Annotated in this window: 29 protein-coding genes; 14 read left to right on the forward strand and 15 right to left on the reverse strand. The window is 49.6% G+C overall.

Annotated features, from left to right (window positions below; translation table 11 throughout):
• Positions 1–244 precede the first annotated feature (244 nt).
• From ABDW72_RS06010 to ABDW72_RS06025, 4 genes are all read left to right on the forward strand, one after another.
• A complete protein-coding gene (locus ABDW72_RS06010) occupies positions 245–1204 on the forward strand; it encodes a ribonucleoside-diphosphate reductase small subunit (RefSeq protein ID WP_347157557.1) in 960 nt (319 codons plus the stop codon).
• Positions 1205–1562: 358 nt separating this feature from the next.
• Positions 1563–3938, forward strand: coding sequence for a ribonucleoside-diphosphate reductase subunit alpha (locus ABDW72_RS06015; RefSeq protein ID WP_347157558.1), 2376 nt, complete (start codon positions 1563–1565; stop codon positions 3936–3938).
• Between the two features lie 1016 nt (positions 3939–4954).
• Positions 4955–6124, forward strand: coding sequence for a hypothetical protein (locus tag ABDW72_RS06020; RefSeq protein ID WP_347157559.1), 1170 nt, complete (start codon positions 4955–4957; stop codon positions 6122–6124).
• The gene (locus ABDW72_RS06025; RefSeq protein WP_347157560.1) at positions 6069–6899 is read left to right on the forward strand and encodes a T9SS type A sorting domain-containing protein; all 831 of its coding nucleotides are present in this window, start codon (positions 6069–6071) and stop codon (positions 6897–6899) included. Before ABDW72_RS06020 ends, ABDW72_RS06025 begins: the two co-directional genes overlap by 56 nt.
• 69 nt (positions 6900–6968) lie before the next feature.
• On the opposite strand, the gene ABDW72_RS06030 is transcribed toward ABDW72_RS06025, so the two are convergent.
• From ABDW72_RS06030 to ABDW72_RS06055, 6 genes are all read right to left on the reverse strand, one after another.
• On the reverse strand, positions 6969–7376 hold the full coding sequence (locus tag ABDW72_RS06030; protein WP_347157561.1) for a hypothetical protein: 408 nt from the start codon (positions 7374–7376) through the stop codon (positions 6969–6971).
• A 24-nt stretch (positions 7377–7400) separates the two neighbouring features.
• A complete protein-coding gene (locus ABDW72_RS06035; RefSeq protein WP_347157562.1) occupies positions 7401–7895 on the reverse strand; it encodes a hypothetical protein in 495 nt (164 codons plus the stop codon).
• Between the two features lie 263 nt (positions 7896–8158).
• On the reverse strand, positions 8159–8779 hold the full coding sequence (locus ABDW72_RS06040) for an OmpA family protein (protein ID WP_347157563.1): 621 nt from the start codon (positions 8777–8779) through the stop codon (positions 8159–8161).
• 105 nt (positions 8780–8884) lie between these two features.
• The gene (locus ABDW72_RS06045) at positions 8885–9310 is read right to left on the reverse strand and encodes a hypothetical protein (RefSeq protein WP_347157564.1); all 426 of its coding nucleotides are present in this window, start codon (positions 9308–9310) and stop codon (positions 8885–8887) included.
• A 72-nt stretch (positions 9311–9382) separates the two neighbouring features.
• Positions 9383–10024, reverse strand: a complete 642-nt coding sequence (locus ABDW72_RS06050) for an OmpA family protein (protein WP_347157565.1) — start codon at positions 10022–10024, stop codon at positions 9383–9385.
• Positions 10025–10135: 111 nt separating this feature from the next.
• Entirely contained in the window at positions 10136–11890 is a 1755-nt protein-coding gene (locus ABDW72_RS06055) for a T9SS type A sorting domain-containing protein (RefSeq protein ID WP_347157566.1), read from the reverse strand.
• Between the two features lie 564 nt (positions 11891–12454).
• Here ABDW72_RS06055 and ABDW72_RS06060 point away from each other — a divergent pair.
• On the forward strand, positions 12455–12841 hold the full coding sequence (locus ABDW72_RS06060) for an Hsp20/alpha crystallin family protein (RefSeq protein WP_347157567.1): 387 nt from the start codon (positions 12455–12457) through the stop codon (positions 12839–12841).
• A gap of 83 nt (positions 12842–12924) precedes the next feature.
• Here the strand turns inward: ABDW72_RS06060 and ABDW72_RS06065 are convergent, their stop codons facing one another.
• On the reverse strand, positions 12925–13182 hold the full coding sequence (locus tag ABDW72_RS06065; protein WP_347157568.1) for a hypothetical protein: 258 nt from the start codon (positions 13180–13182) through the stop codon (positions 12925–12927).
• 288 nt (positions 13183–13470) lie between these two features.
• Complete coding sequence (locus tag ABDW72_RS06070; protein ID WP_347157569.1) at positions 13471–13698, reverse strand: hypothetical protein; 228 nt, start codon at positions 13696–13698, stop codon at positions 13471–13473.
• A gap of 166 nt (positions 13699–13864) precedes the next feature.
• Between ABDW72_RS06070 and ABDW72_RS06075 the strand changes: the two genes are divergently transcribed.
• From ABDW72_RS06075 to ABDW72_RS06100, 6 genes are all read left to right on the forward strand, one after another.
• On the forward strand, positions 13865–14485 hold the full coding sequence (locus tag ABDW72_RS06075) for a hypothetical protein (protein ID WP_347157570.1): 621 nt from the start codon (positions 13865–13867) through the stop codon (positions 14483–14485).
• Positions 14478–14930: a GNAT family N-acetyltransferase gene (locus ABDW72_RS06080; protein WP_347157571.1), complete on the forward strand. Its 453-nt coding sequence runs from the start codon at positions 14478–14480 to the stop codon at positions 14928–14930. Before ABDW72_RS06075 ends, ABDW72_RS06080 begins: the two co-directional genes overlap by 8 nt.
• A gap of 3 nt (positions 14931–14933) precedes the next feature.
• Positions 14934–15242 carry a hypothetical protein gene (locus tag ABDW72_RS06085; protein WP_347157572.1) on the forward strand — a complete coding sequence of 103 codons (309 nt, stop codon included), beginning with the start codon at positions 14934–14936 and terminating at the stop codon, positions 15240–15242.
• Positions 15243–15284: 42 nt separating this feature from the next.
• Positions 15285–16028, forward strand: a complete 744-nt coding sequence (locus ABDW72_RS06090; RefSeq protein WP_347157573.1) for a hypothetical protein — start codon at positions 15285–15287, stop codon at positions 16026–16028.
• A 279-nt stretch (positions 16029–16307) separates the two neighbouring features.
• Positions 16308–16670 (forward strand): septal ring lytic transglycosylase RlpA family protein, encoded by a 363-nt coding sequence (locus ABDW72_RS06095; protein ID WP_347157574.1) that lies wholly within the window; start codon positions 16308–16310, stop codon positions 16668–16670.
• Between the two features lie 128 nt (positions 16671–16798).
• Positions 16799–17176 (forward strand): hypothetical protein, encoded by a 378-nt coding sequence (locus ABDW72_RS06100; protein WP_347157575.1) that lies wholly within the window; start codon positions 16799–16801, stop codon positions 17174–17176.
• A gap of 77 nt (positions 17177–17253) precedes the next feature.
• Here the strand turns inward: ABDW72_RS06100 and ABDW72_RS06105 are convergent, their stop codons facing one another.
• Positions 17254–17595, reverse strand: a complete 342-nt coding sequence (locus tag ABDW72_RS06105; protein WP_347157576.1) for a hypothetical protein — start codon at positions 17593–17595, stop codon at positions 17254–17256.
• Positions 17596–17775: 180 nt separating this feature from the next.
• On the opposite strand from ABDW72_RS06105, the gene ABDW72_RS06110 reads away from it, so the two are divergent.
• Positions 17776–19605: a M61 family metallopeptidase gene (locus tag ABDW72_RS06110; protein ID WP_347157577.1), complete on the forward strand. Its 1830-nt coding sequence runs from the start codon at positions 17776–17778 to the stop codon at positions 19603–19605.
• Positions 19606–19740: 135 nt separating this feature from the next.
• Here ABDW72_RS06110 and ABDW72_RS06115 read toward each other — a convergent pair whose 3' ends face one another.
• The 6 genes from ABDW72_RS06115 to ABDW72_RS06140 all read right to left on the reverse strand — a co-directional run bounded on the left by ABDW72_RS06115 (position 19741) and on the right by ABDW72_RS06140 (position 23804).
• Positions 19741–20487 carry a ZIP family metal transporter gene (locus ABDW72_RS06115; RefSeq protein ID WP_347157578.1) on the reverse strand — a complete coding sequence of 249 codons (747 nt, stop codon included), beginning with the start codon at positions 20485–20487 and terminating at the stop codon, positions 19741–19743.
• Between the two features lie 8 nt (positions 20488–20495).
• Positions 20496–21230: a class I SAM-dependent methyltransferase gene (locus ABDW72_RS06120; protein ID WP_347157579.1), complete on the reverse strand. Its 735-nt coding sequence runs from the start codon at positions 21228–21230 to the stop codon at positions 20496–20498.
• Between the two features lie 156 nt (positions 21231–21386).
• On the reverse strand, positions 21387–21671 hold the full coding sequence (locus tag ABDW72_RS06125) for a hypothetical protein (protein WP_347157580.1): 285 nt from the start codon (positions 21669–21671) through the stop codon (positions 21387–21389).
• An 89-nt stretch (positions 21672–21760) separates the two neighbouring features.
• Positions 21761–22348 carry a hypothetical protein gene (locus ABDW72_RS06130; RefSeq protein WP_347157582.1) on the reverse strand — a complete coding sequence of 196 codons (588 nt, stop codon included), beginning with the start codon at positions 22346–22348 and terminating at the stop codon, positions 21761–21763.
• A gap of 118 nt (positions 22349–22466) precedes the next feature.
• The gene (gene nadC / locus ABDW72_RS06135; protein ID WP_347157583.1) at positions 22467–23324 is read right to left on the reverse strand and encodes a carboxylating nicotinate-nucleotide diphosphorylase; all 858 of its coding nucleotides are present in this window, start codon (positions 23322–23324) and stop codon (positions 22467–22469) included.
• Positions 23325–23390: 66 nt separating this feature from the next.
• Positions 23391–23804 carry a DUF4783 domain-containing protein gene (locus ABDW72_RS06140; RefSeq protein WP_347157584.1) on the reverse strand — a complete coding sequence of 138 codons (414 nt, stop codon included), beginning with the start codon at positions 23802–23804 and terminating at the stop codon, positions 23391–23393.
• Between the two features lie 247 nt (positions 23805–24051).
• On the opposite strand from ABDW72_RS06140, the gene gpmI reads away from it, so the two are divergent.
• Both gpmI and ABDW72_RS06150 read left to right on the forward strand, forming a co-directional pair.
• Complete coding sequence (gpmI, locus tag ABDW72_RS06145; protein ID WP_347157585.1) at positions 24052–25581, forward strand: 2,3-bisphosphoglycerate-independent phosphoglycerate mutase; 1530 nt, start codon at positions 24052–24054, stop codon at positions 25579–25581.
• A gap of 7 nt (positions 25582–25588) precedes the next feature.
• Positions 25589–26164: a hypothetical protein gene (locus ABDW72_RS06150; RefSeq protein ID WP_347157586.1), complete on the forward strand. Its 576-nt coding sequence runs from the start codon at positions 25589–25591 to the stop codon at positions 26162–26164.

Here is a 26164-nt window from a genome sequence, read left to right on the forward strand (position 1 = left end):
TATATAGTTTGTTAACAATGTGGATAAACCTGTGTATTACGCGCTAAAATACAGTACCACAACCACTTACCCAGCTGTGCATAAATTGAACAACTTTCACCCTCGTTTTCAAGTTCAATTTTCTATATTTGAACTCCTGATACAGCGGGCTGGCCACGAGGCTTCGCCATAAACAATTTTGATGAACGGCAGGTTGTGCAAGCGATGACTGGCCAAATTTTTAACTTATAAAAGCTACGCAATTATGGAACCCATACTCAAAGAGAATCCGAACCGTTTTGTCCTGTTCCCGATCCAGAACGATGAGGTATGGCAGATGTATAAGAAGGCGGAAGCCAGCTTCTGGACGGCTGAGGAAATTGACCTGAGCCAAGACCTGAAAGACTGGGAAAACCTGAACGATGGCGAACGTCATTTCATCAGCCATGTGCTGGCTTTCTTCGCTGCCTCTGACGGCATTGTGAACGAGAACCTGGCCGTCAACTTCATGAACGAGGTGCAGATACCAGAGGCGCGGTGCTTTTATGGTTTCCAGATCATGATGGAAAATATTCACTCGGAAACGTACTCGCTGCTGATCGATACTTATGTAAAAAAACAGAGTGAGAAAGACCACCTGTTTAATGCCCTGGAAACCGTGCCGGCAGTAGGCCGCAAAGGTGACTGGGCCCTGAAGTGGATAGAGAGCGAAAACTTTGCCGAGCGCCTGGTAGCATTTGCCGCCGTGGAAGGTATTTTCTTCTCCGGCTCTTTCTGCTCAATCTTCTGGATGAAGAAGCGAGGGCTGATGCCGGGACTTACCTTTTCTAACGAGCTGATCAGCCGCGACGAAGGCCTGCATTGCGATTTCGCCTGCCTGCTGTACTCTATGCTGCAGAACAAACTGCCGGAGAGCCGTGTGCAGGAGATTATCCGCGATGCGGTAAGTATAGAACAGGAGTTTGTGACCGATGCGCTGCCCGTCGACCTGATTGGGATGAATGCCAAGCTCATGAGCCAGTACATCGAGTTTGTAGCGGACCGCCTGCTGGGCGAGCTCGGCTGCGCCAAAATATACAACTCCACCAACCCATTCGACTTTATGGAGATGATCTCGCTGCAGGGCAAGACCAACTTCTTCGAAAAGCGCGTGGGCGAATACCAAAAAGCCGGTGTGCTCGGAGGCTCTGATAAAAATGTGTTCTCGATGGACGAGGATTTTTAAGAATACGTTAAAACTTCTATATTTAGGAAGGCGAAAGGAATCTGCTTCGCTTTACCTAAAGCAAGCGTAACATGCCGGGTGCTGAGGAGGGCGCAAACGTAGCGGCTGCAGGCATTCCGGGGCAACGGCTGGCATCACCGCCAGCTGCAGGGGCATCTCAGCCCCACTATATAGTAAAAGCATTTGGCTTAACCGATAATTGATTGTACTGCAACGGCTTATACTTCTACATCCGTATGGGCTGACTGTATACTATCCTGAACACAACGTTCTTCTGCTTCGGCAGAAGCTTTACACATACCAGTACTTGTATTTCAACCTGTAACCGAGGCCTTGACCCTCGCTAAATGTATAGCCTATGTTAGTAGTAAAACGAGACGGCCGTCGCGAATCCGTCAAATTTGATAAGATTACCGCGCGTATTGAGAAGCTGTGCTATGGCCTGCACATGGATTACGTGTCGCCGATTGAGGTGGCCAAAAAGGTGATTGACGGCATTTACGACGGGGTAACCACCGTGGAGCTGGACAACCTGGCCGCTGAGACAGCCGCCTCGCTCACCACCAAACACCCGGACTATGCCGTGCTGGCCGCTCGCATTGCGATCTCAAACCTGCACAAGGTAACGAGCAAGTCGTTCTCCAACACCATGAAGCGCCTCTATACTTATGAGGACCCGAAAACAGGAGAGAACGCCTCGTTGATCGCCAAAGATGTATATGAGATCATCCGCAAGCATGCCGCTCAGCTCGACTCGACGATCATTTACGACCGCGACTACAACTACGACTATTTCGGCTACAAAACGCTGGAGCGCTCCTACTTGCTGCGCCTGGACGGCAAGGTAGTGGAGCGCCCGCAGCACATGCTCATGCGTGTGGCCGTGGGCATACACAAAGAGGACATCGAATCTGCTATTGAGACCTATAACCTCATGTCAGAGAAGTGGTTTACCCACGCAACACCAACGCTGTTTAACGCCGGCACACCGAAGCCACAACTGTCTTCCTGCTTCCTGCTAACGATGAAGGACGACAGCATTCCCGGCATTTACGACACGCTGAAGCAGTGCGCCCAGATTTCGCAAAGCGCCGGCGGCATTGGCCTCAGCATCCACAACGTGCGGGCCACCGGCTCTTACATCAAAGGGACCAACGGTACCTCCAATGGTATCATCCCGATGCTAAAGGTGTTTAACGATACGGCCCGCTACGTAGACCAGGGTGGCGGCAAGCGCAAGGGTGCTTTCGCGATTTACCTGGAGCCATGGCATGCCGATATTTTCGAGTTCCTGGACCTGAAAAAGAACCACGGCAAGGAAGAAAACCGCGCCCGCGACCTGTTCTACGCCCTCTGGACGCCAGACCTGTTCATGAAGCGCGTGGAGGAGAACGGCGACTGGAGCCTGTTCTGCCCGAACGAAGCGCCTGGCCTGAGCGAGTGCTGGGGCAAAGATTTTGAGCGCCTTTATGAGAAGTATGAGCGCGAAGGCCGTGCCCGCAAAACGGTAAAAGCGCAGGACCTGTGGTTTGCAGTGCTGGAGTCGCAGATCGAAACAGGCACGCCATACATCCTTTATAAAGACAACGCTAACGGTAAGAGCAACCAGCAGAACCTGGGTACTATCAAGAGCTCGAACCTGTGCACCGAGATCATGGAGTATACCGACGAGAACGAGGTGGCCGTGTGTAATCTGGCTTCGCTGGCGCTGCCCCGCTTTATAAAAGAGGAGGATGGCCATAAGACTTTCGATCACCAGAAGCTGTTTGATGTAACCTACCATGTTACCAAGAACCTGAACAAAGTAATTGATATTAACTACTACCCGATTCCGGAAGCACGCAACTCTAACCTGCGCCATCGTCCGATCGGGTTGGGCGTGCAGGGTTTGGCCGATACGTTCATACACCTGCGCATGCCATTTGAGAGTGACGAGGCGAAAGGACTGAACAAGGATATCTTCGAGACCGTTTACTTTGCTGCCATGACGGCTTCTAAAGACCTGGCAAAGAAACAGGGCCCTTATGAGACGTTTAAAGGATCGCCGCTGTCAGAAGGTAAGTTCCAGTTCGACTTGTGGGGCGTAACGCCGGAGTCTGGCCGCTGGGATTGGGAAGAACTGCGCCAGGAAGTGATCGAGCACGGCGTGCGCAACTCACTGCTGGTAGCACCAATGCCAACTGCTTCTACCGCGCAGATCCTGGGCAACAACGAGTCGTTTGAGCCTTATACGTCTAACATTTACCTGCGTCGTGTGCTTTCAGGCGAGTTTATGGTGGTGAACAAACACCTGCTGAAAGACCTGATCGCGCTGGGCATCTGGAATGATAAGATGAAGCAGGATATCATCGCGGCCAACGGCTCGGTGCAGGATATCCCGAACATTCCGCAGAACATCAAGGACCTGTACAAAACAGTATGGGAGATCAGCCAGCGTACCGTGATCGACATGAGCGCTGACCGTGGTGCCTACATCTGCCAGAGCCAGTCGCTGAACCTGCACGTGCAGAACGTGAACTTCGGCAAACTGACTTCTATGCACTTCTACAGCTGGAAGAAAGGCCTGAAGACCGGCATGTACTACCTGCGCACCAAGTCTGCCGTAGACGCCATTAAGTTTACCGTAGAGAAGCAGGCCGCCGAAACGCTCTCGCCAGTGTACCAGGATCAGAACCGCAGCGACATGAGCTGCAGTTTAGATAACCCGGACGCTTGCGAAGCTTGCGGATCATAGTATAAAGTAGAGGGAGGGCTGATTGGCTCTCCCTTTATTTTGCGCAAGTCACGTACGTCCTATGTTGCGGACTGTGAAATGAAGAGCTGCTGATATTAGATTGAAAATACGCTTACGGATGGAGCAAAAAAAGCCCACTAAGCTCGAACTTAGTGGGTTCTAGTTGAGAAGGCCTCCGCTAGTAATGTCTCACCTTATTCATCTCAAACATGAAAAAGGAGTCATTGAAAGACCATCCTGATTATGTTGAAGTGTTTACACGTTTCATTACCATAAAAGGTATGAAGGTCTATAAGAAGGACGGTGGCGTGTTTCATTTCTACGCAAAACGTAGATAACTTCAACATCACTAGAAAGGGGCTACTCTGTTAGAGTAGCCTTTTCTTTTGCTTAAAGTACGTAAAGACAAATTATATATAATAAGCCTTTACAGTATTTATTTTCCCACAACTTTTACTAAGCAATGAAAACCAATAACTTATACACAAAGAGATTCATGAAAAGCTTTTAATGCAATGCTCAAGAAAATGCTCAAGACCTCGCGGCGTCTTCCAGACCCGTGAGCGTCTAACTTCATCTGCGCCTGCCAAGCCACCGCCTTTCCCTACCAGACACTCACAGGAGCTGCGCACGTTGTAAGATCCAAAGCTATCGTTCGTCTTCTGCCAGAAAGGGAGCTATGGCGGTGGTTAATAGGTTTGACAGGTGACTAAGTTGCCGCTTTACAAATAACTCAGCACACCTGTTACTGTCGCGCCACAGCAACTGCTTACAGACTTTCATACTAAGAATAGTATAATATTGGTATTCCTATATTAGCGTTTTATATTTGCACGAATTACGCAACGCTACTACGTATGAAAACACGCTTACTCACGCTTCTGCTGTGCCTTCCACTCTGGTGTGCAGCCCAATCAACACAAATTTGTCCGGGTGGCCCTATGGCTGTTAGGGTTGCAGATGATAATACTGCAGTTGTCTTAACGATCTCTACAAGTGGTACTGCTGTCCAAAGAATGCTCCTCCAAAAGTACCATACGGTAAGCGGAGCTAAAGTTTGGGAGAAAGACCTTGGCAGATCTGCCAGTAAAACGACCGGCGATAAATTTGAACTTATAGAAAGCACACGCGACCAGGGATACATTATCTCCACCAACTTATACAGTGGCTTTGAGCTTATAAAAGCTGATGCAGAAGGTAACGTAGTATGGCGTAACAAAGAGGTGTATAACGCCAGAGCTATTACGGAAACTGCAGACGGAGACTTTTATGCCGTAGGAAGTGGCGCAGGTAAAAGTTATTTATACAAAGTAGATGCAAGTGGGCAGCTACAGTGGCGAAAGGTGTTCAGGAGCACTGAAATAACAGAGTCGAATGCTATTATAAAAACAAGGGACAACAACTTTTTGGTAGTTGGCTGGGCGCAGAATTCCCAGAACTATAAAAAGGATGTGCTGGTGGTAAGCCTCGATGCCTCCGGAAACGAGCTGTGGAACAGAAAGCTGGACATTGCCTGGAATGACGAAGCATATGCCGTTACGGAAGCTACGAACGGGGATTTTATCATTGCCGGCTATGCACAAGACTTCGAAACAGAAATCAAAAGTGGGCTTCTGATTCGCCTTTCACCCGATGGCCAGACAGCATGGTCAAAAACATACGGTGAAACGGATGTTAACTATGAGATGGCATTTATTGAGCACCTGGCTGACGAAACCTTTATAACATTAGGCACCAAAGGCAGCCAGGCATATAGAGCAACCTTTGAAAAAGACGGGACATTAATAACGGAAGAAAAAATGCCGGGCGGCAAAGCCTTTTCCCTGAAAAACACCCCTTTGCAGCAAACAGTAGTGGTAGAGCTGTCGCCTTGTCTGATTGTGTATAGAGGAAAGGGACAGAATGTGGAAAATTGCGGAATACAGACAAGCATTACCGCTTCAGGAGAAACGAACCTCTGCCCCGGAGAGTCACTTACGCTTAGTGCCGGCGAAGGCTTTGCCAGCTATAAGTGGAGTACCGGTGAGACCACCCGCTCCATTACAGCTAACCAAACGGGGGAGTACCGCGTGGAGGTTACCAACGAAATCGGCTGCTTGTATGCGACAGAACCGGTTACAGTAACTATAGGTGTGCTATGTAACGGCAGACAAAGACACGGGCAAGAACAAGATCGTCTGGAGTAAAACGGCTGACCAGAACACGGCGGGCTACAACATTTACAAAGATGCCGTAGGAGGTGCTGTCAAAATAGGTACTGTCGCCTTTGATGCCCCTGCAAGTTTTATCGATCCGGCCTCACACCCGAATGCAAAGACAGAGCGGTATGCGATAAAGGCGGTGGATGCCTGTGGCAACGAATCGATACAGGAAAGTTATCATAAAACAGTTTTGCTGCAGGCCAGTTTAGGCACTACAGGCGAGGTGAACCTGACATGGAATAAGTATGAGGGCGCTCCTGCAACTAAAACGATCATTTACAGAGGCGAGGAGGAAACTGCGTTGCTGCCTATAGCCGAACTTACCGGACAGGAAGACCGGTACATCGACAGAGCTCCCGCTACGGAGGAAAAAATATACCGCATTGGCATTGAGCTGGATGCGAACTGTGGCCCGGGGATAGTGGGCGGCAGACTTGCAGCTACCAGTGTCATTGCCATGTCTAACATGCTGAACCTGCAGGTGACCGGCCTGGCCGAAGACTACAAGGCAGGTAGCAGGCTGATTACCATCTGGCCGAACCCAGCGGCAGGAAATGATGTCGCTATTCTGTTAGACCAAAGCCAACCGCAGCCCGTTAACCTGCAACTACTAAACGCCACCGGCCAACTGGTATGGCAACAGGCTATAGCAAGCCACAGCATACGCCTGAAAAGGAACAGTCTGCCAGCAGGCCTGTACATCGTTGCGCTTACGCTTCAGAATGGCAAAATACTTAAGAAGAAGCTCCTACTGCTGTAAGCAGCGCCCGCTCATGCATGCGCTACTTGATGGTTTAGGGTGAGGGGCTACCGTTGGCTGTTGCTATACTTAGGGTAGCTCCATCAGCCAGTCCATTGCCTCAGCCTCAGTGGCAAAATCACGAAGCTGCACGACCAGGTCGGGACTCTGACCTTTTTTGATCATGAACTCTACATCCCTGCGGTTGCTTTCAGAGTTAGAAGGAAGGCGGGCAAAACGCAGGATGGAGCTGCCCGCCAAACGGGGTACAAATAATTTCATGCTCCACTCCAGGTCAGCAGGAGCAATAGATAGCATCAGGCGGTCGTCTGCCAGCCAGCGGGTTAATGTAAAACGATCGATCATTTCCAGGCACAGCAGAAAAGCTTCCCGTAGTTCTGGCCCTCGTAAGGATCCCCGCCATACTGCTTTGCCTAATTGGGCTTGTTTATCATATTGAAGGCTTATAAAGCTGTTCGTAAAGTATACCTGCATCATTTTTCTAAAATCGAAGCAGGAAATTTAATCTAAAAATATAAATAATAGAAGTATTCTCTTATTTATATTTTCATTGTCATTTATAGGTAATAGTGTATTCGGCGCTGCATTCTCCGATAGCGGCGTTTTCAGCCACGCCATAGCAGCGGCAAAATTATCGAAGTCGCGGAGGGCAATATCTCCGAAGCCACTGCTGCGGCGAATTATCTGCTCTAAGGCCATTTTGTTGAACATATCTTCCGAAATCACAGTGGCTAGCCGGCGAAGAGGACTGGCCATCATCTTCGGGATGAATTCCTCTACTGTCCATTGCTGGTCCTGCTGGCGGATGGCGCGCATCTTGCGGCGGTCGGCCAGCCAGCGGGTAATATTTTTTTCATGCACAAAATTGAGCGAGTTCAGTGCCGCCTTCCGGAGTTCGCCGCTGCTGACAAAGCCATTCCACTCGGCTACTCCCAACTGCCACTCCTCTTCATAGCTTACCCGAATAAACTCCGTTTTATAGTATAGTTGTAGCATATTGTTTTCGTATTCCGGTACAAGACTTGTTGCTAGATACAACAAATCCTTTATACTTAGGTAACGGACCGTTAAGCTCCTATGGCTTTGTGCAGCCACATGGCCATACTTCGCAGACCGTTTACCCCTATAAACTATACTTCTGCTTATAAGTTTTGTGATCTACCACATTCCCTGTTTCTGCGAAGCCCTAAATTATAAAACAAAAGGGCCACTGTTTGCACAGCAGCCCTTTCTGTCAGGTATAAAATAATGAAATGTTCTTAGCCGTTCGGGTTTTTAGCCACTACAATGGCTACACGGCGGTTCTCCTGGCGGCCAGCAGCGGTTTCGTTGGTCGCCACAGGGTTTTTCTCGCCCATGGGCTGAATACTCATGCGCGAGGCATCGATGTCCGTGTTGTTCTGCAGCCAGTCTTTTACAGTGTTCGCCCGATCTTCCGAGAGTTCCTTGTTATAAGACTTACTTGCCAGTGAATCGGTATAGCCGTAGATCCTGATCGCGCCACTGTTGCCTAAGCTCTTGATGGAGTTGGCAATGTCGCGCAGTTTGTCTTCTGCCCCGGGGCGGAGGGTAGCTTTATCCAGATCAAAGAGTACCTTCTCATCCATTGCGTAGATGTTGTAAGTATCATTTCCACGTACTTCTACATCCGCATCGTTAAAGCCAGGAAGGCTAATAGTAGGCGCGTCAAAATCAACATCGCCCCATTCTTTTACTTCCGCACCATCGGCAGCTACCTGCCCGTTCTTATCCTGATACATCACAGCAGTATCTGCTGTCGCATCAGCAAGCGTATCTTTCTCTACGCCGCCTTTCGGATTGTTACAGGCACTAAAAAAGCACGTAGTCAATACGGAAGCAGCAATTATTGTTTTTTTCATAGTATTTGTTTGTCTGTGTTCTGCCTTAAACTTACGGGGCCTCCCTGATATAGTTTTCGCAGCAGCGGAGGCAGGCAAGTTGTACATCTGCAGGCGTTTGCCTGGCTACATTACTGCAATACCTAAGGCTATCTCCTGCAGCCAGTCCAGTGCTGCCTGCTTCTCCTTAAAGTCGCGCAGTGCCAGGCTGCTGCCGGAGTCCAGCCGAACGCCCACTTTTACGCCATCAGAGAGTGTCGGCTGGGCGACCTCAGAAGGCAACCGGGCCAGGCGTAGCAGCGGTATGGTCTTAAGCCGCACTGTTAGCACGCCTTTGCTCCACTGCAGGTCAGCGGCATCTACGGTCAGTACCTTTCGGTCGTCTTCCAGCCATCCCTTCAGCCCGAACCGATCCATCAGTTCAAGGCACAGCAGCATGGCCTCCCGAAAATCAGCACCCCGCAAATGCCCTTCCCATTCCGCCATGCCGAGTTTTTCTTCCCGGCTATAGTATAGGCTTACGCAAGGGTTCTTAAAGTAGGGATGCATCATAAATCCGAGCCAGGCTTACGCAGAAGCGGCATCTGAAAAGTAGAAGATAAAGCGGGCAAGCAGCCCCACCGATTAGGTGGTAGCCACTACAATGGCTACGCGGCGGTTCTTTTGACGACCGGCAGCTGTTTCGTTGGTGGCAATAGGGTTTTTCTCGCCCATTGGCTGAATACTAATACGCGAGGCATCAATACCGCCTTTACTTTGCAGCCAGTCCTGTACTGATTTAGCACGGTCTTCGGAAAGCTCCATATTGTAATCCTGGCTGGCACGGGCATCGGTGTAGCCATAAATACGAATAGGGCCGTTCCCCGGAATATTTTTTATTTCGTTAGCGATCTCCTGGATTTTAGGTTCAGCATTCTCCCGGATGGTTGCTTTATCGGTATCAAACATTACCCGTTCGTCCATTGTGTAGATGGTGTAATCTTCAGTCGCGCGTTTTTCTACGTCCACACCTTTCAGGGTGGCTACCTCTACTACCGGCGCTTCAAAGTCTACGTTATTCCAGAAATCGTCCCCAATATCTTTTACCTGTACGCCATCAGCCTCTACACGTCCGTTGTTGTCCTGGTACATAACCGCCGTATCAGCGGTAGCCTCGGTCATGGTATCGTTTTCTACTGTTCCTTTTGGATCGTTACAGGCAGTAAGCATACCTACTGCCAATGCAAAAGCTGTAATGGTGGTTGTTCTCCTAGTTGTTGTTTTCATAGTGTTATTGGTTCGTTTAAAAATGTGTCTCTTTATATTTACGGGCCTGTGCAGGCATCGTTATGTTACTGCTGCTGCCTACACCTTGCTGGCTCCTGTATGGGCATAGCTTTACTGCTTCACAAAACGGAGTGTTTCGCGCTGCTGCCCGGTATATATTGTCACAAAGTATACGCCACGCTGGAGGTGCTGTACCGGTAAAATGAGTTCGCCTGAGGCCGGGCTGGTTAAGGAGGTGATGGGCTTACCTGTCGCATCAAGCACTTGTATACGAGCGGCTTCGCTCACGCGAACGGTTACCTCTGTAGTAGCGAATGTAGGATATACTGACGCTTGGGACGTTTTTGATAAGGTTTGCGATGAAGCCGATGAGAATGCCAGCGCCACTACTGTCGAAAAGGAGGTAGTACCGTCAGTATCTACCTGGCGCAGGCGGTAATAATTAGTGCCGGGTGCCGGGTTGGTATCTATAAAACTGTAGTTAATAGCGCTGCTGCTGTTGCCATGGCCTTTTACTTCGCCGATTTTCAGGAAGTTTCTGCCATCTTCGCTGCGCTCCACCTCAAACCTGTCGTTGTTTTTCTCGCTGGCTGTTACCCACTGGAACTTGCCGGTGCTGCTGGCAACCTGCCCTTTAAAATAAACCAGCTCTACAGGCAAGGTAATTACGCTGCGGTTGCGGCGCCAGTAAAGGTTGTGGATCGCAATGCCCTGGTTGCCTTTTGCCGCATCGTCATTATAATAGGTGATCTTAACGCGCGACACTGGCACACCGAAAGATACTTTTATGTTCCCCTCGTCAGACGCAGCGGCCACATCGGTGCCCGATATACCTGTTATAACCCCACTGGTGGCGTTGTAACTGTGTTTGGACGTATACTGAATCTTATTTTTAGGCATCACAACACCCCCGCTATAGGTAACGCCCGTAATTACCACATGATCCTGAAACTGGCCGCTGGCCTGGTCTACGTCGAAAAGGGTAAAGGTAAGGTCTTTTACAAAGTCACTGAAGTCCAACTGAACCGTGGTACCTACGGTAGCTGAAGCACCTGACTGGGTTAAAGAGAGCGTTTTAACAGGTGCCTGAAAGGTAGCATCATCTACTGCCGCCTTGCTAACACTTACGCCGGCACCTGCAGTAAGCGTCCAGCGCAGCGAAATACCATTTACTGTGTAGGGAGTCGCTGCCGTGGAGGAAGAAGTAACGAACGGGTTCTCATTTACAGCACGCGTGCTCCAGTCAAAGGTAGAGAGGTCATCTTCAGGCGTACTCTGGTCGTCGTCCGGTGTGCCGACGAGAGTAATGTCATCCAGCGCATAGTCGTCGCCAAACTTGCTTGGTGTATTTACACTCCAGTAAAAGCGTACATTGGCTTTATTAGCTACAGCAGCAGGCAGTTGAATAAAGCTTCCATTGTTTACTAGGTTCCACTGGTTATACACGTTCTCACTCTGCGGAAAGTAAGCGACAGCGGTATAAGGGCCATTATCAATGCTATAATATAGGGTGATGGTGGCGTTATTGTTTACGTTGTTCTTGATTTTAGTGCGGAAGTTGGTCCAGATGATGCCAATGTTTTTGAAACCCACCGTAGAAATTGCGTTATCGAGGTATAATATTTTGGGATTCGTAGTATTGTAAGGAATTGTGTGGGCGAAAGCGCCACCAGAAGCCTGCGCTGAATTGCTTAAAGGAGCTATTGTGTTAATTTCCCAAGTGCTATTAGAGGTGATGCCGCTCACCGTGCCGGAAAAGTTTTCGTGGTATAGTATAACCCTGTCGTATGCCTGAGAAAAGGTTTGAGCAAAAGCCTGGTTAGCAGAAAGGACCAGGAGAAGGAATGCAATGTATAAGTTTTTCATGTGGTAAGCTTGTAATCTCTAATGCTTCTCCCCTTAAGAAAGAAGCATGCCACCCCCGCCCTAAGGCGCCTACACCCTGCGACATGCAGAAGCCTGTATCGGGAACAAATCCATTAAATATCTACTATACTGCTTATTAGAAGCCTTTCAGCACTTGCAGCAAAGCAGAGAAAATTATTTTTGGTGCAATTCGCCAGGCCAGTAATTTTCCCATAAAGGGAAAGCCACTTTGTTGTGCTGGGAAAATGTAGTTATAACGATACCTCTTAACGCCACCTGGTCACCGGAAAAGCATGCCTGTTATCTCTGGGCGATCAGGGCCTTACCAGATTAGTTGCAGCCGCAGGTGTTGTGCTGGAATAACATACCTGCTGTTAAAGGTAATTGCACTATAAAGAGCTATTTTAGATCGACAGCTGTCAATATGGCCTACCGATGTGATGAACTACACCTATCGCAAGCCACATTGGCATAGTATACTGCTTATGATCGCAAGTATAAGCTGCTAGTGAGCTTGGCACCGCATTTGCATTATTCTCCTCAGATAAGAAAGAGGAGAAAGACATGAAACTTATAAAAGATAAAGAACTGCTACGAAACATCGCCCTTCAAATCGACTTGCTGAACACAGTAGGTGGTGGTGTAAGTGAGACTTACGTGGATATAAAGAAGTATAAGAAAGGGGCCGTTATTGAAGTATGGGCCGCAGGTGTAAACCCTGAATCATTTCGGGTGGTGCTGCACAACAACCAACTAACAGTACTATCTACCTTACACAGCGAGGATAATCCGGAAATGGCAGCCCCGCTGTTTAACAAAACATTTACGCTGCCTCCGCAGGTAAACCTTAGCAAAATCGAAGCTGTTTACCACGAAGGGCAGCTACAGGTAAAATTACCGTATCATGAGTCGGCAGGGCAGGCCCGTGAAATTGAAATCAAACAATCCTAATAGCTATACAAGTCAGTAAACAAGAGAGGCTCCATTGGTGGAGCCTCTCTTGTTTACTGACCAACTATATGCTGCTTAGCAGGTTATAAAAACTTGGCTTTGATGATAGAACTCAGAAAGTCGTAGATTTCCACCGTCTCTTTATCGTACAGAAACGTTTGGTAAGCGTCGGCATTGGTTTGCATAACGCGGCAACCATTTTGCACCATCATAAAGATCAACTCGCGCAGGCGGTAAGGGTGCCCTGCTATATTTAGCATACAGATGGCATCGCTGCTCTCCACATGCAGAAACATGTGCTGCACTTCGTTTACATCCGACATGGTTTCTTTTTCAGACATACCTGGTTTTTGGGCTGTGTTTATACTAGAGCAACTTAGGCTCCGAAAAAGTGCCGTGTATTGCTACTATTTCCAAAGGTTTACCACAAAACCTACTAAAATCACAACTTATACTTCGGAGACAACAAAATGCAACCTGCAAGGAGTTCTTCAACTGCTTACAACTATCCGTACAAACCAAAATAGAGAAGCGGCAGTACTTTCAGACTGGTATGGAGAGCGAGGAAACAGGTAAAAAGTTACAGCTCAAGGGCTAGGAGGGACTTAAAGCAGAAAAGCCCGGCCATTTTATGGTCGGGTGTTCATCAACCGGAACGCTTCGGCTCTGGTTATTTTCTTTTCCACAATCAGCGGTGGGTCGTCCCCTTTGGCAATCACCAGAGTATACCTGTTGCTCGCATCCTGGTAATAAACAAATGTAGTGAGGTTCTCATACCCCACACTAAATATTTTTCTCGTTGCTCCGCTGTTATAGAAATTATAATTATCTAATTTAATGTTCCGTAATAATTTCATATCCCTACTGTCTCCTGGTATTCTAACGCGATGAGTAGGGGGTATTGTTTCAAAAAATGTATCTGTACAATTATATTCTTATAATTGTACAGGCGCGTTTAAGTAAATTGTAACTTACATGCAGGCAATTTGCGCCAGAAGCTTATCTTTGTTAAGCCCGGATAAAATGAGCATGGACCCACAAGAAAAACTGTTGCAAGTGCCTGTTGCGCCGCGCCCTAACCAGAAGCTCGACACGCTAACACATTTGCTGACTGCCTTTGTGATTCTGATGAAAGGCATAAGCAAACTGGAACATGCACACGAATACGCCCCTTTTATCGCTTTATACTTTGCCTCGTCTCTGGCGGTGTTCCTGATTGTGTGCTTCCATCATTGGCTCAGCCACCGTATCCGGCACCTGGGGGTGGCCACTTACCTGATAGAGAGCCTCGTGATGGGCAGCATTGCCTACCTGCAATTTACGCAAGGCTCCACCCGGCTGGGGTGGCCTTTTTTGGTAGCCTGTATCTTGTTTATCGTGGCTGTGGTGGTAAGAATCCAAACTAAAAACAATGCAGCAGTCACTTTTTCGCGCCAGGGAGTACGGCTGTGGCTAACGCCTTTCCAGAAGCCTTTTTATGCCTGGCAGGAGATCGCCTCTATAACTGTTACCGGGCAGACGCTGCTTTTGACCCTCGCCAAGGGCAAAAAACGAGCGGTATCCCTGGCTGGCCATGTCCCTGTAGCAGCTATACAGGAGTATATCACCCGTTATCAACCCTCCTCTGCGCTTCTACATGAATAAACAGGAGACAGCCGCCACGGCTTTCAGGCTGGCAGAACTTCAGGGGCTGGAGCCAATGCTGGCACAGCATCCCCTTATCTTACAGCTAAACCCCGCCATGAGCTTGGCCCGTTACGAGCAGCTGCTTTCCCAGATGCTGCCAAACGGATACCGTATGATCGGCGTGTACACGGAGCACGGTACTTGTGTGGGCCTGTCCGGCTTCTGGATCAATACCAAGCTGTACAGCGGCAAATACTTAGAAGTAGATAATTTTGTGGTACACGAAGCTTACCGCGCCCAAGGGCTGGGCAAATTACTTGCTGACTGGATGCAGCAGGAGGCGGTGCGCCACCACTGCGACACTGTGATGCTGGATGCTTACGTAACCAATGCGGCAGCGCACCGGTTTTACTTCCGCGAGGGGTTCCACATCAAAAGTTATCATTTTTATAAAAGCCTGTAAGTTATGAGCAATGGCAAGTATAACTGGCTTAGCTGGTTGTTTTACTTTATCGTATTTGAGCTGGTGATGTACTTTGGCCTGAGCTATGTTTTATCAGGTATGGGTATGAGCGACCAGGTGCAGCCCGAAAACACCATTGTGCCCAACTGGGTTAAAGCTGTTACGTTTATACTCTTATATATTTTAGGCCTTTTAATCGTTGTGATGCTGGTGAGCAACATGATGCCTAGCAAATACCGGGGCCAGTTGATGCGTTGGGTATACCTGGCGCTCTTGGGTATGCTGCTGATGTTGTTCTTACTTTTTAACTAAAGCTAACTAATAGCCAGGCACTTATTTTGCTGCTGATTATTTATGAAAAGAAACGCCTTTTACCTCCTGCTGCTTTGCCTGCTAACCGGCCTGGCTGCAAAAGCCCAGACAGAGTACTCCCGCCCTGGCAAGTATTTCGTTCAGTTACAGAACGGAGAGGTGCTGTATGCCAATAAGCTGCAGTATAAATCTCCCATCTTCAAACAAAATCACTTTCTACTCAACGATACCCTGAAGGTCAACCCAAGTATGGTGGCCGCTTTTCAGGATGATGAAGGCTATTTTGCGCGGGTAGAGGCGGGCAACAGCTACGACTCTTTCGCCAAACGCCTCCTTGACGGGCCGCGTATTGATAAGTTTTATACTTCGCGCACCACCTATGATTATAGCCCCTACGGGTATGGGTATGGCCCGTTTGGCTACGGAGGCCCCAACACCAGCCGCCGCCGCATCTACTTTTTCTCGAAAGACAACGGGCCCTTATACCTGTTTGACTATAACAACCTACAGGACGCCCTTTCAGACAACGCCGCCAGTATGGCCCTGCTACGCAAGTACCGCAAGGATAAACTGGTAAACACCGGCGTCACTATTCTGGGTGCCGGTTTGCTGGCTGTCGGCGGGCTTGTTACTGCCAAAAATTCTAACGGGAATGGCGCTGTACAAATCTCGCCTGTTATGTATGCCGGAGCAGGTGTATTGGGAGCTCAGTTTGTGATCAACCTCTTCCAGAAAGATAAGCTGACGCAGGCAATTGAAGTATACAATTACCAGGTACAGCAGTAGTAGCCACGAAAATACTTACAAAAGCAATGAGCGGTGTTTCTCAGTCAGGGGAGCACCGCTCATTGCTTTTATTGCTCCGGAGCAGGAGGTTTAAATCATAATGTTTATCTTTGGCTATAGCCCTGCTATTGTAGGCGGCGGCAGTAGCTGTGCCCGGCAGTATATGTCTTGTGTGCTAAACTGCGGCTGCATCCCTATTACTATTACATTATGCTCCCTCTCTTTTTTCCCCGTACCCGCCTGATTGCTGTAGTTCGCCTTTTATTGCTGCTGCTACTTATGAGTTTCATGCTTGCCTCCTGTGCCGGCAGGCCTGCGTTTGGTGAGCGCGGCTACACCGAAGAAGGCAAAGCCTCTTACTACAGTCGCAAATTACAAGGTCACAAAATGGCCAATGGCAAACCCTACCGCCACGGCAGAATGACAGCAGCTCACAAACAGCTTCCACTTGGCACCAAAATCAAGGTAACAAACCTGGAAACCCATAAAAGTATAAAAGTGCGGATCACTGACCGCGGCCCATTTGTTAAAGGCCGCATCGTAGACCTTTCAGAAAAGGCAGCCAGGCGGCTTCACTCGATAAAAGCAGGTGTGGTACCTGTCCGTATCAAGGTTATCAAACCCGCTCCCGCCAAGCGTTAGCGCCCTCCAGTACGTTACCATTATGTTACTAAAGGTCAGGCGGATAGCCTTAATATATAAAATAACGTATTCTCTAAAACATCCTACCGTATTCTTGTATTTTTAAATATTAAAAACTACTTTTGACCATGATCAATCTGTGGCAATCGGTACGTACTTCTGTAGCATTGGCAGCTCTTGCGCTTGTATGCCTGGCACCGCCTGCTTTAGCCTTGGATGCTCCTGCTACTACGGCTCCGACCAATACTGCCACAGCGAACCAAACGGCACCTGCTTCACCGCAGGTAACCCCTGGAACGCCGGCAGCCGCCAAGCCTAAAGCCAAAGCTGTTACCAAGCCACAGGAAAGGTCAGTGCTGGATGCTGAAGTGCTGGAAAGCCCGATTGCTTACCTGCGCGATGCCTTTTCAGGTGAAGAAGATGCAACAGACGCCCCGGTAAACACCGGCGCTGTAATGCTAACCGTAAAAGCACTGGTGGCAACGCTCCTCTCCACCATTATGTAGTTTGCTCTCCCTGTTACTTGCTGTAACCGGCTTATCAGTGTGGACACAGCTCCTAAAATGCTGCATGAAACTTCTCTCTAAAGCATTTTAATTTTTATCTCCTCCTTGCCCTTGTATATTTTCTTCGTTCGCAGATCGTACGTATAGCTTGTTTCCGGATCGCATATCTTGCCTAGCTTAGGATAATATCGCAGGCCCGTATCCGAGTCTTCCATGTAGCCGATAAGTTTAGGGGAGGGCATCAGCGCTTGTCCGGCAGTTGATTTCAGCACAGGCATGGTCCACTTGCCGTTAGCCTGGTGTGTGGCGGCATATTTCTTCAGTTTTCCTGCAAAAACATCCAGGTTACTGGTTTGTGCCTCGGCTGCCTGACAAGCCAACAGCAACACAACCACTGCAAAGTACTTCAGAAGTTTCATAACTAAGTGCATGTTAGGTTTATACTAGTATACTTCCCCTGCAAGTGAACGTTGTGCAGCAGCCACTTGTATCGTACCAATGTCTATTTACATACCGTAAAGTACCGTAACTTTTATACCTTTAAGGTAGCTACTGCTGTTTACAGGGGCCATGCCTCCGTTGTAGATAAACGCACATACATGAAATGCATTCTCCTGGCCGCCTCTCTGCTGCTACTATCCGTTGGCGCGATAGCACAACAGGCTTATACCATCTCACTCGACCTGACACATGTCCGCAACGACCAGGTGAAAGTGGTGGTACACACGCCGGCGGTAAAGGAGGAGCAGGCCACCTATATCATGCCCAGCGTAATTCCGGGGTCTTATGCCCGGAAAGACTATGGCCGCTTTGTGCATAAATTTGCCGCCTACGATGCCAAAGGGCACCAATTAAAGACCAGCCGAAGGGGCAATAATCTCTTCCTGATCGAGAAAGCACAGAAGCTGGACCACCTGGAGTACCTGGTAGATGACACCTGGGATGTGGAGAAGAACGACAACTACATCTTTCAGCCGGGTGGCACCAATATTCAGGCAGGCAACAATTTTGTTATCAACCACTTCGGCTTCTATGGCTATTTGGAGGGTTATAAAATGCGGCCCTATACGATCAACATTCAGAAGCCTGCCACACTTTTCGGAGCAACAGCCCTGCCACTTATGCATGCCTCTCCGGAACAGGACCAGGTAAAAGCATCCGATTACGTTCGCCTCGTAGATTCGCCCATCCTGTATAGCGTGCCCGATACTGTCAGTTTCCGCACCGGCAACACCACCGTGGCAATAGCTGTGCACTCCGAATCCGGCATGGTGACTTCCGCTGCCGTGCGCGAGATCATCCGGCCGCTGGCGGTGGCGCTTTCGGCCTTTTTCGACGGCATGCCCGTAGATCATTACCAGTTTATTTTATACTTCTCCCGCAGGAGCAACACCACGCTTAGCCGCTATGGTGGGTTTGGTGCGATGGAGCACTCCTACAGCTCGTTCTATTTTTTGCCGGAGCAAAACGGGGAAGAGCTGAAGCACATGGTGCTGGATGTGGCCTCACATGAATTCCTGCACATCCTTACGCCGCTGAACGTGCACAGCGAGGAGATCGAACACTTTGACTTTAAAGACCCGAAACTGTCGCAACACCTGTGGCTGTATGAGGGCGTAACGGAATATTTTGCGCAGCTGGTGCAGTTGCAGCAAGACCTGAAAACATATGAGCACTTTCAGGAGGAGATGATGGACAAGATGCGCCGGGCCAGTGCGTTTCCGGATGTGTCGTTTACCGAAATGAGCCGCCGCATCATAGAGCCTGAGTTTCAGGACATGTACCCGAACGTATACCAGAAAGGCGCTCTCATCGGCTTTCTGCTCGACATCCGGCTGCAGGAACTCAGTAAAGGGCAACTGGACCTGCGCGAACTGTTGCTGCACCTGGCAAAGCAGTATGGCCCTAACAAGCCGTTTAAAGATAACGAGCTGATACCGGTAATCATAGCCAACTCATATCCTGAAATCGGTCAGTTTTTTGAGGATTATGTAGTGGGAAACAAGCCGCTGCCGTACCAGGAGTACTATCAGAAGATAGGCTGGCGCTATGCCGACAAACAGCAGAGCACTAAGTATACTTTCGGGGAGTTCCGGCTGGGATTTGAAAAGGATCAGAAGTTCTACTGGATAGCCGAGCCGCTGGACAACACCATGGGCCTGCAGCAGTATGATATTCTGCAGGCTGTAAATGGGGAGAAGCTCACGGAAGACAATGTATACCAGCTTCTGGGCCCGATGCTGGAGGTAAAAACCCCTCAACCAGTAGAGCTGACATACGTGCGCCACAACCAGCTTTACAGACAAGTATTTACACCCGAAGCAAAGCCTGTAGAACTTAAATTTGTAGTGCAGGATGACTCCACCGCCACGCCCCAACAGCTACTGCTGCGCCGCGAAGTATTGCAGCAACACAACGGAGGACTTTAAACAGCAGCGGTTGCTTGCTGGTCACGCATTCTATACTACCCATGGTAGCGTATGATAGAAAGAGGAGTAGCCCGTGTCAGCATGGCTCCGCACCATAACAGGAAGTATAAGTAGCGGCTGGCGCCTTGTGCTTTCTTAGGCAAAATTACTGACCAGCGCCAGCAATAGCCCGAGCAGGGTAGCTACCAATTTGTTGCGGTTGACGTGGTGCTCCGGGCTGCTCTCAAAAAGAATGGTGGTGGAGATGTGCAGGAAATTACCGGCTACCAAGCCTGTAAGAGCAGTATACAAGGTACTGTCAGGGGCGTCATGCAGCAGTGCATTGCTCACCACAATACCCAAAGGCGACCCCAGGGCAAAGACCAGCAGCCACAAAAAAGCTTTCCGGAAATTGTTGAGCCGCGACAGCAGGACTGACATCAGGGCGAAGCCCGCCGGAACGTGGTGCAGCGCCACCCCCAGTAACACCAGATAAAAGCTGTTGCTCTGGTGCGCATGCCCGAGGTGCCGGCTGCCCTGGTCTATGAGTATACTTCCCTCCAGAAAAGAATGAACAAAAAGCGACCCCAGCAGCAGAAAGGGCATCGAACCAACGCGGCCATGCTCATGCGTATGCATGTGGCCGTGCTCTACGCCATGCGAGAACAGCTCCAGCACCAGTTGCAGAAAAAAGCCTGCCAGCACCCAGTAGCCTACAAGCTGCGGATCAGGGCTATCCAGCAGCACATCGGGCAACAGGTGGATGATGGTAATAGAAAACAGGTACGCTCCGCTGAAAGCCAGCGCCAGTTTTAGCCAATGGCCCTGCGTAGGCGGGAACACCTTTACCAGGAATCCTGAGCCGATGACAGCAAAAAAGAGAACAAGTATGGCCAAAATCATCCGGAGGGTTATTTCTTTAAGACAAAGATCATCCGCTCGCTTTTTTCACTATCAAAAGGAGCTAGTTTATAATTGCCGAACACCTCCACCAGGCGCAGCTTTGCCATTGCAAAATATACTTTAAAATCTTCCATACGGAGGGCACGCACGCGTTCTTCAAAGCAATACTCCTGGTCTTGGTCCTGGAAGCGGATGGTTTTTACAATAAAGCCGTTTTCCACGCCCCGGTGTATGTGAAACGTAATACCCTGCACCTCTTTCTGTTCTGTGGCTACCAGATGGGCAATGGTTCGGTCGGTGTTCATAAAGTCGATCACCAGTTTGCCGCCGTGCTTCAGGCTGTCTGCTGCGGCACAAAGGGCCACCACATTCTCCGTTTCGTTATCAAAGTAGCCGAAGCTAGTAAACAGGTTAAGTATAAAGTCGAAGGTATGCGGCTTGTACTTCTCCCGCATGTCGTGCACCTCAAAATGCAGGTGGTCGTTTTCGAATTGTTTAGCAAAGGCAATGCTGTGCTCCGACAGGTCAATGCCGGTCACGTCGAACCCTTGCTGGCTCAGGTATAGCGAGTAGCGGCCTTTGCCACAAGCCAGGTCCAGTATTTTCTCGTGGGGCTTTGGATGAAGGTAGCGCAGCAGGTTATCCATAAACAGCTGCGCCTCGGAGGCATTGCGGTTGTTATAGAGGATGTGGTAATACGGGGAGTCGAACCAGGTGCTAAACCATTCGTCCTGTTGCGCCATAAATCTGTTAAAAGCAATTGTGTTGCAAATATAGGCTTTAATTTGGGAACACCCCCATACCTGCGGGCAAAGTATAAGCCGCCAGCCGCGGCAAAAAAATGCCTGCCGCGGCTCCGGATGGGCAACGGCAGGCATCATCAAGCAAAAGCGTGCAGCTTAGTCTTTGTCTGCGCCTTCTTTGGTATTTGTTTCGCTCCGCTCAGAAACGCTGTCGCCTTTCTGAATGGTATTGCCACCCAGGTCACGGTCCGGCATTACCTGCTCCTTATCATTCTCATCATGTATGGCATTTACTTTCCCTACGTTATAGGTATCGCGGGTGCCCGGCTCTACCAGGTCAACTGATACTTTTTCCTCGGGGCGCAGGTCAGAAGGGTCGCCACAGGAAGTCAGAGATAATCCGCATACGGCGGCAAAGATTACTAATACGTTCTTATTCATTGTTGCTGTATTTATACTTATACATGGGCCTCACAAAAAGGAAAGGCTTCACACATTTATTTAACGTTTTAAAGCAGGATGGGGCTATATTATGCTGTCAGATTCTTACGGCGCAGCATGCTTTCCATCAGCTTTACATCATTTGGACCTGTAAAAATGCGGAACGGCAGGTACAGGAAAACAGGCACCTGGAAGGTTCTGGCTAACCAGCCTTTCCAGCCTTTGGGTAGTTGCTCGGCGCTGGCAGGCTTCAGCCACAGCATAAAAGCATCATCCTGCTTGCTTGCCTTGCCAATCATGTCCCAGGTCAGGGCCATACCTTCGCGCTCACTGCGCTTCATCAGAATCTGGCGCTGGTCTATCTCGTAGTTCACTTTCTCAAACAGCACATTGCCCTGCTCTACCTGCGTTACGCCCATAACCTGCGCCGAGCGCAACAAGGCAAACAGAATCGTAACTACAACTGCTGCGGCTACCCACCACCACGAAAAGCTGAAAATAGCTGGCAATAGCAGGAGCACCAGCGGAATGAGCAGGTACCACCAGTCTTTACGCCATACTTGTTTCAGCGCCATGCTGGAGTATACTTTTTTATCTAGTTGGTATTTTTTTGTGCGGATGGCCAGCGGGGAAGCTCCCTGCTGCGCCCGAAAACCGCGTTGGTTTGGTTGCTGCATAAACTAATAACTATCGTAACTCTTTCCTCTCCATAAACTTACTTCTTCGGCCTTCTAAACAGAGGGCATAGCAGGCAAGCAGGTGCTGCCCCGCCAGTGCAGGGCAAAGGTAATTAATTTAGAATGCCTTTAAGCTAAGATCCAGACTTTTGGTGGAATGCGTCAGCGCCCCAACCGAAATATAATCTACGCCACATTCTGCCACGGCACGGATAGTTTGCTCCGTAATGCCGCCCGAAGCCTCGGTTTCATACTTGCCCCCGATCAGGGCTACGGCTTCCCGCATCAGGGCAGGGGACATATTATCGAGCATAATGCGGTGAATGCCGCCTGTGTTCAGCGCTTCCTGCACCTCCTGCAACGTACGCGTTTCTATTTCTATCTGCAGCTCTTTGCCTTTCTCCTGCAGGTAGCGCTGTGTTGCCGTAATAGCTTCGCGTATGCCGCCGGCATAATCCACGTGGTTGTCTTTCAGGATAATCATATCGAACAGGCCATAACGGTGGTTCACGCCGCCGCCGATCAGCACTGCCCATTTCTCCAGCATCCGGAAGTTGGGGGTGGTTTTGCGCGTGTCCAGCAGCTGGGCACCAGTCCCTTTGATCAGCTCTACCAAGTGATGGGTATAAGTGGCAATGCCGCTCATACGTTGCATGCAGTTCAGCACCAGCCGCTCGGCCGTAAGTATGGATTGGGCTTTGCCTTTTACCGTCAGGGCCACATCACCATACCTTACCGCAGCGCCATCTTGCAGCAGCACTTCCAGCTGCAGCGCAGGGTCTACGGCCTTAAAGATATACCTAGCCAGCTCTACACCTGCTAGTATGCCGTCGTCTTTTACCAGCAGGCGCGCCTGGTTTTCGGCTTCTGCCGGAATCGCGGCCAGCGAAGAGTGATCTCCGTCGCCGATGTCCTCGGCAAGCGCCGCCGCGATAAACGCATCGATACTCTCTTTTGTCAGGTAAGTCGTTTTCACAGTGCAAAAATAAAAAAAGGCCCGGTATTAATGCCGCGCCTTTCTAAAAAACTGTTATTTATCGTGTTAATCTTTGATAAAGTTCATGGAGTGTATCTGGTACCTGCCGCCCGCAGCCTTCATCCGGATCAGAACAGTATAGGAACCATCACGGGAAGTATAGGTGCCAATGGCGTACAACTGGCCTTTTTCAGAGGTTCCATCGTGGTTAACAGCAAAATCTACCGGCGCATTTTTACTGAAGAAGTTCTTCATCACAAACTCGGCCTGCGTGTTGCTATAGCTAGTCGCTTCGCTGCCATCCAGGGTAATCTCTATCACGTTGCTGAAGTTGCGCGCCAGGTCTTTTGCCGATCCGATCTTCATGGCAGACTTCACACTACTCATCACCTCGTTTTGCGCCATGGCCTTGCCTGAAATCCAGAACACGGCTACTAATACCAGGGAAAAAGTTACTACAATTTGTCTAAATCTTTTCATATATGCTGTTTGTGATCTTGCCTGATAGAAGCTAAAACTATGCCAAGTAACAAGGTACAGCTTAGAAGTATAAAGTTAAAAGGATATCCGAAATATTAGGAAACAGAAATCATACTGCCCAACTTTTTGCCGGCAGCGGAGTAGCCATTATAGATAGAGCGCTTGCAAAGTAAGCGCCTGTTAACCGGCCGCAACCATCAACCAGATTCATCAGCAGCCATTTAAAGATTATAGTTATATTTGCACCATGGATAAAAAGGTAATCTTAGTGATTTTAGACGGGTGGGGCATTGCTACGCATCCGGAGGTTTCGGCTATTGCAAAAGCCAATACGCCTTTTTTTGACGCTATACTTCAGAAATATCCCAATACAAGGCTACAGGCTTCGGGCGAATACGTGGGGCTACCCGACGGACAGATGGGCAACTCAGAGGTAGGCCATATGAACCTGGGCGCCGGGCGTGTGGTGTACCAGGACCTGGTGCGCATTAACAAAGCCATTGCCGAGCGCAAGTTTGCCACACAACCTGTGCTGGCCGACGCTTTTGCCTATGCTAAAGAAAACAAAAAGCCGGTACACTTTATCGGCCTGCTATCGGATGGCGGCGTGCATTCGCACATCAACCACCTGAAGGCGCTTTGCACTGCTGCCAACGACCAGGAGCTTCGCGAAGTATACATCCATGCCTTTACCGACGGCCGGGATACGGACCCGAAGAGCGGCGTAAAATTCATCAACGAACTGGAGCAGCACCTGGAGCAGAGCACTGGCACGATCGCTTCAATCATCGGCCGCTACTATGCCATGGACCGCGACAACCGCTGGGAACGCGTGAAGCTGGCTTACGACCTGATGGTAAAAGGAGAGGGCTCGCCTTCGCAGAACCTTATCAAGTCGATGCTGGACTCGTATAACGCCGGCGTATCGGATGAGTTCATAAAGCCTATTGTGAAGGTAAACGACCAGGGGCAGCCTATTGCTACTATTAAAGACGGCGATGTGGTGATCTGCTTTAATTTCCGGACCGACCGCGGCCGCGAAATTACGCAGGCACTCACGCAACGCGACTTCCCGGAGCAGGACATGCACAAACTGGACCTGCACTACATTACCATGACCACGTACGACGAGAGCTTTGAAGGCGTAAACGTGGTATTTGAAAAAGATAACCTGAACAATACCCTGGGCGAGATATTGGCAAAAGCCGGTAAAAAACAGATCCGCATCGCTGAAACGGAGAAGTATCCGCACGTGACCTTCTTCTTTTCCGGCGGCCGCGAAACAGAGTTTGATGGCGAAAAGCGCCTGATGTGCCCATCGCCCAAAGTAGCCACCTACGACCTGCAGCCGGAGATGAGCGCCTACGACCTCCGCGATACCATTGTACCGGAACTGGAAAACAAGTCGGCTGACTTTATCTGCCTCAACTTCGCTAACCCGGATATGGTTGGGCACACCGGCGTATTCGAAGCCGTGGTAAAAGCCTGCGAAACGGCCGATAAGTGCGCTGAAAAAGTAGTAACGACTGCCCTGGAGAATGGCTATGACAGCATCATTATTGCAGACCATGGCAATGCCGACTTTATGGTTAACGCCGACGGCACGCCCAACACGGCGCACACAACTAACCTGGTACCCTGCATCCTGGTGAGCAACGACTTTAAAGGTACGCTGCATGAGGGCAAACTGGGTGATATTGCCCCTACCATTCTGGACCTGATGGGTATACAACAGCCATCCGAGATGACGGGCGTTTCTTTAATCGATAAAGAATAATCTAACGGTGGCCAGATATATCCCATCTCTTTTACTGGGCCTCTTGTTGGTCACCACAGCTTGTGAGCGCCCTACACCACCCGCCTCGGGCCTGGAAAAGGGCGCTTACAACCTGAGTGCCTACCTGCAGCAGCAGAAAACACGACTGCAGCAGGAGCAACCGATGGTGCTCAAATCAGTGAAGACCGAGAATGCCCCTGTAGAAACGATTGAAACCGCTGAAGTGGACTGGACGGACGAATTGTCCATGTTCGATGACCTGGACCTCAACAAGCCTACCTTGCAGGAGTATTATACCCGCACCGATAGTATCTTATCAGATGGCAGCACCGCTATTCATTATATCCGCCATGAGGATGCAGAAGCACCGGTACTTTACCTACGGTTGCTGCTAAGCCCCAGCCAGCACTTGGCACGGTTGCAGGCACTGGTAAAAGATCAGAACGTGCTGTTTTTTACCCGCCGCAAGCTGCAGCTAACGGCTGACCCCAGCAATGGCAACCTGAGCAGTTACCGGGTAGAGGGCGCTCAGAAGCTCGTATTTGGCGACACGCTGAACTACCGCGTGGATGCGACCTTATAA

Source organism: Pontibacter chitinilyticus (assembly GCF_039748935.1).
In the GTDB taxonomy this organism is placed as follows: Bacteria; Bacteroidota; Bacteroidia; order Cytophagales; family Hymenobacteraceae; genus Pontibacter; species Pontibacter chitinilyticus.

Bases quoted from the DNA above. Each gene is read 5' to 3' on its own strand.
- ABDW72_RS06010 (WP_347157557.1), top strand. From the start codon at position 245: ATGGAACCCATACTCAAAGAGAATCCGAACCGTTTTGTCCTGTTCCCG.
- ABDW72_RS06015 (WP_347157558.1), top strand. From the start codon at position 1,563: ATGTTAGTAGTAAAACGAGACGGCCGTCGCGAATCCGTCAAATTTGAT.
- ABDW72_RS06020 (WP_347157559.1), top strand. From the start codon at position 4,955: ATGCTCCTCCAAAAGTACCATACGGTAAGCGGAGCTAAAGTTTGGGAG.
- ABDW72_RS06030 (WP_347157561.1), bottom strand. From the start codon at position 7,376: ATGATGCAGGTATACTTTACGAACAGCTTTATAAGCCTTCAATATGAT.
- ABDW72_RS06035 (WP_347157562.1), bottom strand. From the start codon at position 7,895: ATGCTACAACTATACTATAAAACGGAGTTTATTCGGGTAAGCTATGAA.
- ABDW72_RS06040 (WP_347157563.1), bottom strand. From the start codon at position 8,779: ATGAAAAAAACAATAATTGCTGCTTCCGTATTGACTACGTGCTTTTTT.
- ABDW72_RS06045 (WP_347157564.1), bottom strand. From the start codon at position 9,310: ATGATGCATCCCTACTTTAAGAACCCTTGCGTAAGCCTATACTATAGC.
- ABDW72_RS06050 (WP_347157565.1), bottom strand. From the start codon at position 10,024: ATGAAAACAACAACTAGGAGAACAACCACCATTACAGCTTTTGCATTG.
- ABDW72_RS06055 (WP_347157566.1), bottom strand. From the start codon at position 11,890: ATGAAAAACTTATACATTGCATTCCTTCTCCTGGTCCTTTCTGCTAAC.
- ABDW72_RS06060 (WP_347157567.1), top strand. From the start codon at position 12,455: ATGAAACTTATAAAAGATAAAGAACTGCTACGAAACATCGCCCTTCAA.
- ABDW72_RS06065 (WP_347157568.1), bottom strand. From the start codon at position 13,182: ATGTCTGAAAAAGAAACCATGTCGGATGTAAACGAAGTGCAGCACATG.
- ABDW72_RS06070 (WP_347157569.1), bottom strand. From the start codon at position 13,698: ATGAAATTATTACGGAACATTAAATTAGATAATTATAATTTCTATAAC.
- ABDW72_RS06075 (WP_347157570.1), top strand. From the start codon at position 13,865: ATGAGCATGGACCCACAAGAAAAACTGTTGCAAGTGCCTGTTGCGCCG.
- ABDW72_RS06080 (WP_347157571.1), top strand. From the start codon at position 14,478: ATGAATAAACAGGAGACAGCCGCCACGGCTTTCAGGCTGGCAGAACTT.
- ABDW72_RS06085 (WP_347157572.1), top strand. From the start codon at position 14,934: ATGAGCAATGGCAAGTATAACTGGCTTAGCTGGTTGTTTTACTTTATC.
- ABDW72_RS06090 (WP_347157573.1), top strand. From the start codon at position 15,285: ATGAAAAGAAACGCCTTTTACCTCCTGCTGCTTTGCCTGCTAACCGGC.
- ABDW72_RS06095 (WP_347157574.1), top strand. From the start codon at position 16,308: ATGAGTTTCATGCTTGCCTCCTGTGCCGGCAGGCCTGCGTTTGGTGAG.
- ABDW72_RS06100 (WP_347157575.1), top strand. From the start codon at position 16,799: ATGATCAATCTGTGGCAATCGGTACGTACTTCTGTAGCATTGGCAGCT.
- ABDW72_RS06105 (WP_347157576.1), bottom strand. From the start codon at position 17,595: ATGAAACTTCTGAAGTACTTTGCAGTGGTTGTGTTGCTGTTGGCTTGT.
- ABDW72_RS06110 (WP_347157577.1), top strand. From the start codon at position 17,776: ATGAAATGCATTCTCCTGGCCGCCTCTCTGCTGCTACTATCCGTTGGC.
- ABDW72_RS06115 (WP_347157578.1), bottom strand. From the start codon at position 20,487: ATGATTTTGGCCATACTTGTTCTCTTTTTTGCTGTCATCGGCTCAGGA.
- ABDW72_RS06120 (WP_347157579.1), bottom strand. From the start codon at position 21,230: ATGGCGCAACAGGACGAATGGTTTAGCACCTGGTTCGACTCCCCGTAT.
- ABDW72_RS06125 (WP_347157580.1), bottom strand. From the start codon at position 21,671: ATGAATAAGAACGTATTAGTAATCTTTGCCGCCGTATGCGGATTATCT.
- ABDW72_RS06130 (WP_347157582.1), bottom strand. From the start codon at position 22,348: ATGCAGCAACCAAACCAACGCGGTTTTCGGGCGCAGCAGGGAGCTTCC.
- ABDW72_RS06140 (WP_347157584.1), bottom strand. From the start codon at position 23,804: ATGAAAAGATTTAGACAAATTGTAGTAACTTTTTCCCTGGTATTAGTA.
- gpmI (WP_347157585.1), top strand. From the start codon at position 24,052: ATGGATAAAAAGGTAATCTTAGTGATTTTAGACGGGTGGGGCATTGCT.